This window comes from Enterobacter sp. SGAir0187, assembly GCF_002952735.2.
GTDB classification, from domain to species: Bacteria; Pseudomonadota; Gammaproteobacteria; order Enterobacterales; family Enterobacteriaceae; genus Enterobacter; species Enterobacter quasiroggenkampii.
In genome coordinates, this window is sequence record NZ_CP025034.2 from 1,702,861 (window position 1) to 1,715,910 (window position 13,050).

Annotated in this window: 15 protein-coding genes; all 15 read left to right on the forward strand. The window is 52.1% G+C overall.

The genetic code is table 11. The features are described 5' to 3' along the window. The first annotated feature begins 172 nt into the window (after nt 1–172). The 15 genes from dksA to CWR52_RS08285 all read left to right on the forward strand — a co-directional run bounded on the left by dksA (nt 173) and on the right by CWR52_RS08285 (nt 13,050). Complete coding sequence (gene dksA / locus CWR52_RS08220) at nt 173–628, forward strand: RNA polymerase-binding protein DksA (protein ID WP_001155232.1); 456 nt, start codon at nt 173–175, stop codon at nt 626–628. Nucleotides 629–687: 59 nt separating this feature from the next. Beyond that, entirely contained in the window at nt 688–1,578 is an 891-nt protein-coding gene (gene gluQRS / locus CWR52_RS08225) for a tRNA glutamyl-Q(34) synthetase GluQRS (protein WP_104949363.1), read from the forward strand. A 42-nt stretch (nt 1,579–1,620) separates the two neighbouring features. Beyond that, on the forward strand, nt 1,621–3,018 hold the full coding sequence (gene pcnB, locus CWR52_RS08230) for a polynucleotide adenylyltransferase PcnB (protein WP_080347332.1): 1,398 nt from the start codon (nt 1,621–1,623) through the stop codon (nt 3,016–3,018). After that, nucleotides 3,015–3,494: a 2-amino-4-hydroxy-6-hydroxymethyldihydropteridine diphosphokinase gene (folK, locus tag CWR52_RS08235; RefSeq protein WP_104949364.1), complete on the forward strand. Its 480-nt coding sequence runs from the start codon at nt 3,015–3,017 to the stop codon at nt 3,492–3,494. The genes pcnB and folK overlap by 4 nt, the downstream gene beginning before the upstream one ends. A 121-nt stretch (nt 3,495–3,615) precedes the next feature. Beyond that, entirely contained in the window at nt 3,616–4,407 is a 792-nt protein-coding gene (gene panB, locus CWR52_RS08240) for a 3-methyl-2-oxobutanoate hydroxymethyltransferase (protein WP_104949365.1), read from the forward strand. 11 nt (nt 4,408–4,418) lie between these two features. Further along, nucleotides 4,419–5,270, forward strand: coding sequence for a pantoate--beta-alanine ligase (gene panC / locus CWR52_RS08245; RefSeq protein ID WP_104949366.1), 852 nt, complete (start codon nt 4,419–4,421; stop codon nt 5,268–5,270). Between the two features lie 57 nt (nt 5,271–5,327). After that, nucleotides 5,328–5,708, forward strand: coding sequence for an aspartate 1-decarboxylase (gene panD / locus CWR52_RS08250; RefSeq protein WP_003856284.1), 381 nt, complete (start codon nt 5,328–5,330; stop codon nt 5,706–5,708). 339 nt (nt 5,709–6,047) lie between these two features. Next, nucleotides 6,048–6,632 (forward strand): fimbrial protein, encoded by a 585-nt coding sequence (locus CWR52_RS08255; protein WP_104949367.1) that lies wholly within the window; start codon nt 6,048–6,050, stop codon nt 6,630–6,632. 83 nt (nt 6,633–6,715) lie between these two features. Beyond that, nucleotides 6,716–7,414 carry a fimbrial chaperone gene (locus tag CWR52_RS08260; protein ID WP_414650401.1) on the forward strand — a complete coding sequence of 233 codons (699 nt, stop codon included), beginning with the start codon at nt 6,716–6,718 and terminating at the stop codon, nt 7,412–7,414. A 63-nt stretch (nt 7,415–7,477) separates the two neighbouring features. Further along, nucleotides 7,478–10,084: an outer membrane usher protein gene (locus tag CWR52_RS08265; protein ID WP_104949369.1), complete on the forward strand. Its 2,607-nt coding sequence runs from the start codon at nt 7,478–7,480 to the stop codon at nt 10,082–10,084. A gap of 27 nt (nt 10,085–10,111) precedes the next feature. Next, complete coding sequence (locus CWR52_RS08270) at nt 10,112–10,687, forward strand: fimbrial protein (RefSeq protein WP_104949370.1); 576 nt, start codon at nt 10,112–10,114, stop codon at nt 10,685–10,687. Between the two features lie 18 nt (nt 10,688–10,705). Then, entirely contained in the window at nt 10,706–11,275 is a 570-nt protein-coding gene (locus CWR52_RS08275) for a fimbrial protein (protein ID WP_104949371.1), read from the forward strand. A 23-nt stretch (nt 11,276–11,298) separates the two neighbouring features. Then, the gene (locus tag CWR52_RS23405; RefSeq protein ID WP_252152186.1) at nt 11,299–11,577 is read left to right on the forward strand and encodes a hypothetical protein; all 279 of its coding nucleotides are present in this window, start codon (nt 11,299–11,301) and stop codon (nt 11,575–11,577) included. A gap of 33 nt (nt 11,578–11,610) precedes the next feature. Next, nucleotides 11,611–11,901: a hypothetical protein gene (locus tag CWR52_RS23410; RefSeq protein ID WP_252152187.1), complete on the forward strand. Its 291-nt coding sequence runs from the start codon at nt 11,611–11,613 to the stop codon at nt 11,899–11,901. Nucleotides 11,902–11,925: 24 nt separating this feature from the next. Next, nucleotides 11,926–13,050, forward strand: a complete 1,125-nt coding sequence (locus CWR52_RS08285) for a fimbrial protein (RefSeq protein WP_161566064.1) — start codon at nt 11,926–11,928, stop codon at nt 13,048–13,050.

The window sequence follows — 13,050 nt, forward strand, 5'->3', positions numbered from 1 at the left end:
TTAGACGATTGACGATTAAGTGTTCTGGCCGCGTGCGCAAATACGCTTTTCCTCACAGGCTTGTCAAGTGTTACGTTTAGATAATTGCCATACGGAAAAGCATCTGCTATTTATAGCGACCTGATTTTTCCCCCAACACGGGGATCGATAGTGCGTGTTAAGGAGAAGCAACATGCAAGAAGGGCAAAACCGTAAAACATCGTCCCTGAGTATTCTCGCCATCGCTGGGGTGGAGCCGTATCAAGAGAAACCGGGCGAAGAGTATATGAACGAAGCCCAGCTGTCGCACTTCAAGCGTATTCTTGAAGCATGGCGTAATCAACTCAGGGATGAAGTCGATCGCACCGTTACTCATATGCAGGATGAAGCTGCTAACTTCCCGGATCCGGTAGACCGTGCCGCTCAGGAAGAAGAGTTCAGCCTCGAACTGCGTAACCGTGACCGCGAACGCAAACTGATCAAAAAGATCGAGAAAACGCTGAAAAAAGTCGAAGACGAAGATTTTGGCTACTGCGAATCCTGCGGTGTTGAAATTGGCATTCGTCGCCTGGAAGCGCGTCCAACCGCCGATCTGTGCATCGACTGCAAAACGCTGGCCGAAATCCGCGAAAAACAGATGGCCGGTTAACACCAGCGCTGTTTACACACTCCAAAGGCGGGAGTCTCTCCCGCCTTGTTACTGTTGATATGTCTGAATCACACTATATTGGGCGCTTCGCGCCATCTCCTTCCGGTGAATTACACTTCGGCTCATTAATTGCCGCGCTCGGCAGCTACCTGCAGGCTCACGCCCGCCAGGGAAAATGGCTCGTCCGCATTGAAGATATTGACCCTCCGCGTGAAGTTCCCGGTGCAGCAGAGACCATTCTGCGTCAGCTGGAACATTACGGTCTTCACTGGGATGACGAGGTTCTGTGGCAGTCAACACGTCACGAGGCCTATCGGGAACGTCTGGCCTGGCTTCGCGCTCAGGGGCTCTCCTATAACTGCACCTGCACCCGCGCGCGTATCCAGAGCGCAGGTGGCGTTTATGACGGCCACTGCCGCACGTTGAACAACGGTCCTGAAAATGCCGCCGTGCGCATCAGACAGCACTCCCCGGTGACGCACTTTAACGATTTACTCTCCGGTGAAATTCATGCCGATGAACGTCTGGCGCGTGAGGATTTTATTATTCACCGCCGTGATGGCCTGTTTGCCTATAACCTGGCGGTGGTGGTGGACGATCATTTTCAGGGCGTAACGGAAATTGTACGCGGAGCGGATCTGGTCGAGCCGACCGTGCGACAAATCTCGCTGTATCATCAGTTTGGCTGGACGGCACCGGGTTACATTCATCTGCCGCTGGCGGTCAATGCGCAGGGCTTAAAATTGTCAAAGCAGAACCACGCCCCGGCCCTGCCAGAGGGCGATCCACGTCCTGTTTTGATCGACGCGCTGCGATTTCTCAACCAGAATGTAACCAACGAATGGCAGGATCTGCGTATTGACGAACTGCTGAAAATGGCCATTGCTAACTGGACGCTCGCGGCAGTGCCAAAAATCCAGCATTCTCAAATGCGTTGCGCTGAGCTATGATTAGCCGCTTTTTTCATAACAAAACACACTACGAGGTGTACCATTTTTACCCGAGTCGCTAATTTTTGCCGTAAAGTGCTAAGCCGCGAAGAGAGCATGGCGAACGATGCTATTGCACAGCCACACATGTCGGTTATTCCGCGTGAGCAGCACACTATTTCCCGCAAAGATATCAGTGAAAATGCCCTCAAGGTGCTCTATCGTCTGAATAAAGCGGGCTACGAGGCCTATCTCGTGGGCGGTGGAGTGCGTGATTTACTGCTGGGCAAAAAACCCAAAGATTTCGACGTGACGACCAGCGCCACGCCTGAGCAGGTGCGCAAATTATTCCGTAACTGCCGTCTCGTTGGCCGCCGTTTCCGTCTGGCTCACGTTATGTTTGGGCCGGAAATCATCGAAGTGGCGACCTTCCGCGGCCACCACGAAGCGGGCGCGTCCGATCGCACGACGTCGCAGCGCGGCCAGAACGGTATGCTGCTGCGCGACAATATCTTCGGTTCTATCGAAGAAGATGCCCAGCGTCGCGACTTCACCATCAACAGCCTCTATTACAGCGTCGCGGATTTCACCGTACGCGATTACGTCGGCGGCATGCAGGACCTGAAAGAAGGTCTGATCCGCCTGATCGGCACGCCGGAAACGCGCTACCGTGAAGATCCCGTGCGTATGCTGCGCGCCGTGCGTTTCGCCGCCAAGCTGAATATGCGCATCAGCCCGGAAACGGCAGAGCCAATCCCGCGTCTGGCGACGCTGATTAACGACGTGCCGCCTGCTCGCCTGTTTGAAGAGGCGCTGAAGCTGCTGCAGGCCGGCCACGGTTTTGAAACCTACAAACTTCTGCGCGAATACAACCTGTTCCAGCCGCTGTTCCCGACCATTACCCGCTACTTTACCGAAAACGGTGACAGCCCAATGGAGCGGATGATTGCGCAGGTGCTGAAAAATACCGATACCCGCATTCGCAACGATATGCGCGTGAACCCGGCGTTCCTCTTTGCCGCGATGTTCTGGTATCCGCTGCTGGAAACGGCACAGCGTATTACCCAGGAGAGCGGGCTCGCCTATTACGATGCGTTCGCGCTGGCCGCCAACGACGTGCTGGACGAAGGCTGCCGCACGCTCGCCATTCCGAAACGGATTACCACCCTGGTGCGCGACATCTGGCAGCTTCAGCTGCGCATGTCCCGTCGTCAGGGCAAACGCGCCTGGAAGCTGATGGAGCATCCTAAATTCCGCGCGGCCTTCGATCTCCTGTCGCTGCGTGCGGAAATTGAACGCAACCAGGAGCTGCAGCGTCTGGCGCAGTGGTGGGCTGAATTCCAGGTCTCCGCCCCGCCAGAGCAGAAAGATATGCTGACCGGGCTGGATGAAGAGCCGGAACCGCGTCGCCGTCATCGTCGCCCGCGCAAACGCGCGCCGCGTCGTGAAGGAACAGCATGACCCTCGCGTATATCGCCATCGGCAGCAATTTAGCCTCTCCGCTGGAGCAGGTGAATGCTGCCGTACAGGCGCTGGGCGACATCCCACAGAGTCGGATCGTGGCGGTCTCCTCGTTCTACCGCACACCGCCGCTGGGGCCGCAGGATCAACCCGATTACCTGAATGCCGCCGTGGTGCTGGAAACCGCCCTTACCGCCGAAACGCTGCTGGACAACACCCAGCGAATCGAATTGCAGCAGGGTCGCGTGCGCAAAGCCGAACGCTGGGGGCCGCGGACGCTGGATCTCGATATTATGCTGTTCGGCCATGATGTTATTACCACTGAACGTCTGACAGTGCCGCATTACGATATGAAAAACCGCGGGTTTATGCTCTGGCCGCTGTCTGAAGTTGCCCCTGACCTGACCTTCCCCGATGGCATTTCCCTGAAAGCCGTTCTGGAAAGCCTTAACGCGGAAAAACCCGCCCGCTGGTAACCCTGTTTTTTTATCGATTAACCGCTAAACAATTGTGGTTAATCGATTGCCTAAAATCATTGTTCCCTCGAATGTTACTGATAGAATGCGCAAAGATTCGCTTTGGCTATCAGGAAACCGTATGAAACCAACCACCATCTCCTTGCTGCAAAAATGCAAACAGGAAAAGAGACGCTTCGCTACCATCACTGCATATGACTACAGCTTCGCCAAACTGTTTGCCGAAGAAGGGATCAACGTCATGCTGGTCGGAGACTCGTTAGGGATGACGGTACAGGGACATGATTCCACCCTGCCGGTAACGGTAGAGGATATTGCTTACCACACCCGCGCTGTGCGTCGTGGCGCACCGGCTTGTCTGCTTCTTTCCGACCTGCCGTTTATGGCCTATGCCACACCTGAGCAGGCGTTTGAAAATGCAGCGGCAGTGATGCGCGCTGGCGCCAACATGGTCAAAATTGAAGGCGGTGCCTGGCTTGTGGACACCGTAAAAATGCTGACCGAGCGTGCCGTGCCCGTGTGCGGGCACCTGGGCCTGACGCCGCAGTCGGTTAACATCTTTGGCGGTTACAAAGTACAAGGCCGTGGCGATGCCGCGCAGACGCTGTTTGATGATGCCGTGGCGCTGGAAGCCGCGGGGGCGCAGCTACTGGTGCTGGAGTGCGTTCCTGTCGAGCTGGCAAAACGCATTACCGAGGCGCTCTCCATTCCAGTTATCGGAATTGGCGCAGGCAACGTCACCGATGGTCAGATCCTGGTCATGCACGACGCCTTTGGCATTACGGGTGGACATATCCCTAAATTTGCCAAAAATTTCCTGACCGATGCGGGCGACATGCGCACGGCAGTCAGGCAGTATATTGCCGACGTTGAATCCGGTGTGTATCCGGGTGAAGAACACAGTTTCCATTAAGGAGTCTCGTTGTGCTAATCATTGAAACCCTGCCGCTGCTGCGCCAGCATATCCGCAGAGCACGTCAGGAAGGTAAACGTATCGCACTGGTCCCCACCATGGGCAACCTGCATGACGGCCACATGAAGCTGGTCGATGAAGCGAGAGCCCGTGCAGACATCGTGGTGGTCAGTATTTTCGTTAACCCAATGCAGTTTGACCGCTCTGACGACCTGGCGCGCTACCCGCGCACCCTTCAGGAAGATTGCGAAAAACTGAAGAAACGCCATACGGACATCGTCTTCTCTCCGGCACCTGCCGATGTGTACCCGCAGGGGACAGAAGAAGCAACCTACGTGGATGTCCCGGGGATTTCGACCATGCTGGAAGGCGCAAGCCGTCCAGGTCATTTCCGCGGTGTCTCAACCATCGTCAGCAAGCTGTTCAACCTGGTCCAGCCGGATATCGCCTGCTTTGGCGAGAAAGACTTCCAGCAGCTGGCACTGATCCGCAAGATGGTTGCGGATATGGGTTACGACATTGAAATCGTTGGCGTGCCGATTGTGCGTGCCAAAGATGGCCTGGCACTGAGCTCCCGTAACGGTTATCTGACCGCCGAGCAACGTAAGATAGCCCCAGGTCTGAGCAAGGTCATGAACACCATGGCCGAACAACTTCTTGCCAAAGAGCTGACTTCTGAAGAGATCATTGCCCTCGCAGAGCAGGCGCTGAACGATAAAGGATTCCGCTCTGACGACGTACAAATTCGCGATGCTGATACGTTGCTGGAGCTGACAGACGCCAGCAAACGTGCGGTGCTTCTGGTGGCAGCATGGCTCGGCCAGGCTCGTCTGATTGACAATAAAGTGGTTGAGCTGGCGTAGTTTTATCACCCTCCCCTCTTTCACAGGGGGGTTAACGCATGATTAAAGGTAAACGTAATGATTCGCAAAATGCTGCAAGGTAAACTTCACCGTGTGAAAGTCACTCAGGCCGACCTGCACTATGAAGGCTCCTGCGCGATCGATCAGGATTTCCTCGACGCGGCGGGTATTCTTGAAAACGAAGCTATTGATATCTGGAACGTGAACAACGGCAAACGCTTCTCTACTTACGCCATTGCGGCTGAACGCGGTTCCAAAATCATCTCCGTTAACGGCGCTGCAGCGCACTGCGCTGACGTGGGTGATATTGTTATCATCGCCAGCTTCGTGATGATGTCCGATGAAGAAGCGCGCCGCTGGCAGCCAAAAGTGGCCTACTTCGAAGGCGACAACGAGATGAAACGTACGGCGAAAGCCATTCCGGTACAGGTTGCCTGACCCTTTCACAGGGCTGCCTCTCAATGGCAGCCCTGTTTTTATTGTAACTATTGATTTCGCGTTATTTGCCTGCTAAAGATACATCCACAAATTAGCCTATCTAAATAAACATTAATATTATCATTAAAAAACAATCGTAATATTGATATCTGACATTTTTAAAAACAACCCAACCTATTAAATTTAAATAAAAAAATCAGTCAATTAATCATATCTAAAATCAATATGAATTTTTATTAATTACTCCCCATCAATAAACAACATTATATTAATTAAGCTTTATGGGAGACAACCATAATCGACATGAATAATTTTATTTAATAAATGGATATTTTAAATATGTTTAAGAAAACAATTCTGGCTGCATCTGTAGCCACAATGGCAATGGGTTCTGTATCTGCAATGGCTGATGACGTTGGCCTGATCACATTCGATGGCGCGGTAACTGATACTACTTGCGTTATCACTACCAGCAACGGTGTAGACGCAAACAACGTCACCATCACCATGCCAGTTGTGAAAAAAGCCGATGTTGAAGGTACCACCGTTGATGCGGGTGTAGGTTCTAAAGAGTTCGAACTGCACCTGAGCGAATGCCCAGCAGAAAAAGCTAAAGCATCAGCAACCTTCACCTCCCAGCAGTTCGCTGAACTGTCTAACGGTACTCTGAAAGCTGACCCAACCGTTGCGGGCCACGCAAGTAACGTAAGCCTGGCGCTGTTCAACAACACCACCACCAGCACTGACCGCATCAAAGTTGGTCAGCCAGATAACAACACTCAGAAAGCAACTCTGACTGACGGTACCGGTGTGCTGGCTTACCGTGTTGCATACGTGCCAGCAGCTAGCTGGGTTGCAGGAACTAACCCGGTAACCGCAGGTAAAGTGAACAGCAACGTTACCTTTACCATGAGCTACGAATAATCGTTTAGTTTATTGCATGCGCTCACGGATGAGGTGGGCGCTTTTTTTAATGGATGAATAAAATGCGCCTTTATAAAATCGGTATGACCGCACTCCTTTTTAGTGCGGCTTTTTCTGTTTCTCACTCTGCGCTGGCGGATATTGTGATCTCCGGCACGCGCGTGATTTACCCGCAATCTGCCAAAGATGTCACGGTTAATATGGAAAACCGTGGTAATAAGCCGTTGCTGGTACAAAGCTGGCTGGACGATGGTCGTGATACCACTAACCCACAAGAATTAAAACTGCCATTCATCGTTACGCCACCTGTTTCCCGCGTCGACCCAGCTAAAGGGCAGACTGTACGCATTACCTGGTTAGGCCAGGCTATGCCGAAGGACAAAGAGACCATGTACTGGTTTAACGTGCTCGAAGTCCCGCCAAAAGCCAAAGGTGCAGATAGCGATAACGTACTCCAGCTGGCATTCCGCACGCGCATCAAAATGTTCTTCCGTCCGGATGGCCTGAAGGGCGACCCAGCAGTAGCAGCGGGTCAACTGAAATGGTCCCAGCAGAACGCCACGCTGGTTGCCCGCAACGACTCACCTTACTACGTGTCGGTCGCCAAAATCGATGCCACCGTTAACGGCAAAAAAGTGGAAGTTGAACCGCATTATGTTGAACCGTTCGCCAGCCAGTCATACAGCCTGAAACAGAACGGGGCAGCTCGTGTCAGCAAAGTCACCTATACCGCAATCAACGATTTCGGTGGCTCGGACGTTCACGACGCTACGGTGAATTAAGCCACAAAATAATTACAGATTAATAAATTCTGATTATTAGCAGCTAACGGATTAGTGATAACAATGTTATTTCGTCGCTCAATGCTTTGTCTTGCCATATGCGTAGCCATTCAAACTTCCGCGTTTGCGGAGGAAAAAAATGCTGCGCCAATCTCTGGAAGCCAGGAGGTCGAATTCAACGATCAATTCCTGTTCAATACAGGAGGCAATATTGACGTTAGCCGCTTTTCCAGAGGTAATCCGGTCGTTCCGGGCACCTTCAAAACACAAATAATTTTAAATGGTCAGAAAAAGTTGCTCACAGAGTTCACGTTTAAAGATAACGGGACGCCGCGAGCAACCCCTTGCTTTACATCCAAAGTATTAATGCAGATTGGTATTAAAGCCGATTACATTAATCCCCCACCCTATGATGAAAATTCCGATGACGAAAAAGCTAACGCCTGCATTGATATCAGCCGCACGCTCCAGGGTTCGTCATGGGAATTTGATATGGGAAAACAGGAACTGGGGCTTGTTGTCCCGCAGATCTTTATTGAACGTCGTCCTAACGGTTACGTCGATCCCTCACTCTGGGAAGACGGTATCAACGCAGGAATGTTGTCTTACGATCTCAACACCTGGCATACCGATGGCACAGACGGCTCGCACGACACCGCCTATGCTGGTCTGAAATATGGCCTGAATCTGGGGCCCTGGCGGTTGCGCTCGCGCGGTACGCTCAACTGGGATCAGGATGACGGTACCGACTATTCCAGCCAGGATATCTATTTACAGCGCGACATCACTCCGTTACGCGCCCAGCTGCTGATGGGTGATTCCTATACGCGCGGCGACACGTTTAACTCGTTCAGCCTGCGCGGCCTGCGTATGTATAACGACGATCGTATGCTTCCTGGCGGTATCTCAACCTATGCGCCAACCATTCGCGGCGTCGCGAAGAGCAACGCTAAAGTCAGTATTACCCAGAGCGGTAATAAAATTTATGAAAGCTCCGTTCCGCCGGGCGCTTTCGAAATCAACGATCTGAGCACCACCGGATACGGCAGCGATTTGGTGGTTACCATCGAGGAGTCTGACGGCAGTACCCGAACGTTTTCCGTCCCTTACTCCTCCGTAAGCCAGCTGTTGCGTCCCGGCTATAGCCGCTGGGATATCGGCGTGGGCGAGCTACATGACAATGGCCTGCGCGACAAACCGCGCGTTGGCTACGCCACAGGTTATTACGGTCTGAGTAATACCTTTACCGGCTACACAGGTTTCCAGTACATGGATGCCGGTTATGTTTCTGGTCTGTTGGGTATTGCCATGAACACCGGCATCGGTGCCTTCGCACTGGATGTGACCCATTCCGATGCTGACGTGGACGGTGTGGGTACCCTTACCGGGCAGAGCTATCGTCTATCCTGGAGTAAGCTCATTGAGGACACCAATACCTCCTTTAACGTGGCGGCCTATCGCTTCTCTACCGAAGACTACCTGACGCTGAATGATGCCGCCTCACTGTCGGAAGATGTGAAATACCGCGACCGTGAGCGTAACCCCGATCATACCAACAAAGATGTCTATAACAGCTTTGAGCGTATGAAAAACCAGGTGCAAATCAACATCAGCCAACCACTCACTTCCGGGAAAGAGAACTATGGCTCGTTGTATGTTACAGGTAGCTGGCAGGATTACTGGACCGAATCGGATTCCACCTCTCAATACTCCGTGGGGTATAACAGCTCGTTCTGGCTGGGAAGCTACAGTATTTCGCTTCAACGCAGCTACGACGAGTACGGCGAGAAAGATGACAGCGTCTATCTGAACCTGAATATCCCGCTGGAAAACCTGCTGGGGCGCAACAACCATCCGGCAGGTTTCAGCAGCGTCAACATGAGTGTGAACTCAGACTTCAAAAATAACACTGCATACAACACCAGTGCGAACGGCAATACCGATGACTATCGCTTCAGTTATAGCGTCAACGCCGGTATCACACATTCAGATACAGGCGATCTCAGCCAGATAGGTGGCTACGGCAGCTATAGCAGCGCCTATGGCCCACTCAGCCTGTCGGCTTCCGCCTCTGACGATAGCAGCCAGCAATATTCCCTGAGCTACAGCGGCGGAATGCTGGTGCACTCAGGCGGGATTACGCTGGCACCAGGCAGCATCGGGGATACCGATACGCTGGCACTGGTCAGCGCGCCGGGGGCGAAAGGCGCTCGCCTTTCCGTAGGTGACGGCATTATCGGCAGCGCTGGCTACGCCATCATGCCTTACCTGTCTGCCTACCGTGAAAACACAGTCGGCATTGATATTTCAAAACTGGAAGCCGACGTAGAGGTGAAGAACACCAGCACCGTTACCGTTCCGCGTAGCGGGTCAATTGTTCGCGTCGATTTCGAAACCGATCAGGGACGTTCGTTGTTGCTTGATCTCCATCGCTCTGATAACGGCTTTATCCCATTGGGTGCTGACGTTATCAACGAAAAAGGGTTGTCCGTCGGCGCTGTTGGCCAGGCCGGGCAAGCCTATGTCCGTGGCATTGAAGAGACCGGTACGCTGCGCGTGGTATGGGGTAATGAGGCCAATTCTTCATGCACCGTCACGTATCGCATCCTGCCATCCGCTCAGAAAGTTGGCCTGACCACCATGCTGAACAATCAAATTTGCCATATGTAATACTTTTTATAACAGGGAGTTATTTTAATGAAATATGCTAAGTCACTTATGCGCCCTGGTGCACTGCTGGCGTTGATGCTGAGCTCACAGGCGATGGCAGGTAGCACCAATCTGGACGTCACCTTTACCGCCACACTGCGTGAAACCACCTGTGACATACAAATCGAAGGTGGTACCGGGAATGGTCAGAACAACACCATTCCTATCGGTACATCAGGTCAAACATCGCTGGCAGATATCATCAGCGGTGCAGATACGGTTACAGCACCCTTTAAACTCAAGATTGTCGAGTGCCCAGCGGGTTTGGCTGCCATAAAAACCACCATCACAGGGAACGCATCCACGGATATGCCGACAGCGTTTGCCAACGCATCATCCGCAGGCCCAGCAGCGTACACGGGGGTAACCATCGCCCGGGCGTCCGCACCGGCTAGCGCCTTTACCCCTAACTCAGCTGAGGACAGCAAGCGCCTGGTCTGGACCCCAGCAGAAATTAGTACCAAAGAAGTGGCACTGCTCGCCCGTCTGGTTGAGACCAAAACCGACAGCGCCACCACGGGTGATTTCAGCGCAATTGCTACTTTTAACTTTACCTACGAATAAGCGAAAGGAAACGCATTCATGAAAACTAACTGGAATTCCGCACTGCTTGCTCTGGCTGTTTCCGCCGGGCTTTATTCAATGGGTGCTAACGCCATCACCGGTACGAGCAGCGTGCAGGCCACCTTCACTTCGACGATTAGCGCAGGTACCTGTACCGCACAAATTCAGAACGCAGGGGGTCAGCCTATTAGCACACTGGCGTTTGGTGACGTGTTTAAATCCGAAGTGGCAGCCCAAACCCGCAAAGAGCCTTTCAAAATTGCCTTTACTGGCTGCGCGGGCGTGAAATCTGCCACCATAACAGCGACGCCTGGTTCAGGGGGAGGATGTGCCGGCCCAAATTCGGATGACAATTCTTTCGCTGCCGGTCACTCCACAGGTTTTGAAGTCTGGAAAGGTGATGCCGATAACGGCACGTTGATGATCTGTGATAGCCCCAGAAGAGTGCCTCAGGTGGTTACAATCAGCGGCTCAACGACAAATGTTGATATGACGGCTCGAATCGTTCTGGCCAAGACCAAAAATATTAACGATGTAACACCAGGCGACGCCTCCGCACCTGTTACTTTTGTCGTGACCTATCAGTAAATAAGCTCAGGGGCAGTACCGCCATGATGAAAACAACAAACCTTAGCGTCCTGAAAAATTTATCGATTCTGGCAGGACTTATAATCGGAAGCTGGTCTGCCCCATGCCTGTCAGCAGAGACAGGCATGGATATAACACTCAACGCTAATATTGTAGAAAATACCTGCCAAATCTCTATTCCGGGTGAGGGAAAGGTACATCTGCCTACGGTAGGGAAAAGCTGGTTTTACAACACCGATGGGAGTTCGCGCCTGCAACCCACCGATGCCGCTTCCGGTACCGCGTTCACGGTGAAAGTGTAAAGCTGCCCCGGAGATGGCACGACCGCAAGCAAAATGGATTTTAGTTTTCAGCCGCAGACGAAACAGTGGCCTATTGGTAGTCGACAGGTCTTTATTAACGAGACATCGGTTACTGAAGGCGGCGCAGATAACACTGGTGTTGTTATTTTTTCGAAGGCTTTAAATACCAATGTATTAAATTCTGACGGCACCTCAAATGTGGCGTTAGACGCCGGAACCGAGTGGGCAACAGAATACGATTTCTACGCACGCCTGCAAAATACTGGTCCGGTGACATCAGGGAAAGTGACCAGCCGCGTGCTGGTCAATGCAACCTATCAATAAAACAGAACAGGAAACAGGATGAGAATGTTCAGACAAATTACAGGACGTTTAACGTTTCGTTCGCTAGTGAAAATAGCGCTGGCAGGCTGGCTTGTGCTACAGGGGCAAGCCTATGCTGATGAGTGTCGCTTTGGCGATGGTGGTGGCAACACTACCGTATTGACGGGCGGTTCAGCGTTTGGTGTCCACTGGTTTGCGTGGAATACCTATTCTACCATTGTGAAATTAACGACGTTCACCGTAAACCTTAGTCCTGCCCTGACATCGCATTGCAGTGCGGGTAATGACGGACACAGTCTGTTAGAAAAAGTGACCAGTGACTATACCTATACTTCTGGTCGCGGCCCCCAACCTGACGGAAAAATGGGCGTGTATTTCTTAACCAACGTCCCGGGCATTCTTTTTTCAGTAAAAATAGTCTCACCTGCTGGTGGTGGGTATTTCGGTGGCGATGGTTCAGAGCAAGTTCCAGGCTGGACTACGCTGGTTGATACCTCTTCAGATATGTGGGATGGCCAGGACTGGAGAGCTGAAGTGACGCTCTGGCAAGATACTGGTGAATTTATGAATGCTGGTGGCAACAAGGCAAACGCAAGCTATATCACACCTAAAGCTTCATTTACGTTAGGGCAAATGAGTTTGGGGGACCCTGGAGACAGTAATAACCGCCCCTGGACATTTAACGTTACGCCATCGTCCTTCCAGATACCGATTGTGCCATCTACGTGTCAGACTGCCCAACTGGACAGCGGCACCAACACTGTCGACTTAGGCGATTACATGATATCTGAGTTCAAGGCTTCGCCGCGCACGCATCCTTTCAGGATACAGTTATTAGGATGTGATAACGTTTATGCCGTCGATTTTAAAATGACAACCAACAAAGTTACCGGTTCCCAGAATGAGCTGCTTGGTAACGTTCTGGAAAATAGTGACGCAGCAACAGGTGTGGGTGTGAAAATTCATGCCACCAATTTAGGAAGAGATATTCCTGCTAACGGTCTTGATACAACTATCTACAGTAACGATACGGGTGCTGGCACTGGTCTGGGAATGCTAACCTTCGAGGCTCAGTTGATCAAGGATGGCAATCAGTTGAGAGCAGGCAACTTTAAAGCGTTAACGACCTTCCAGATGACCTATTACTGA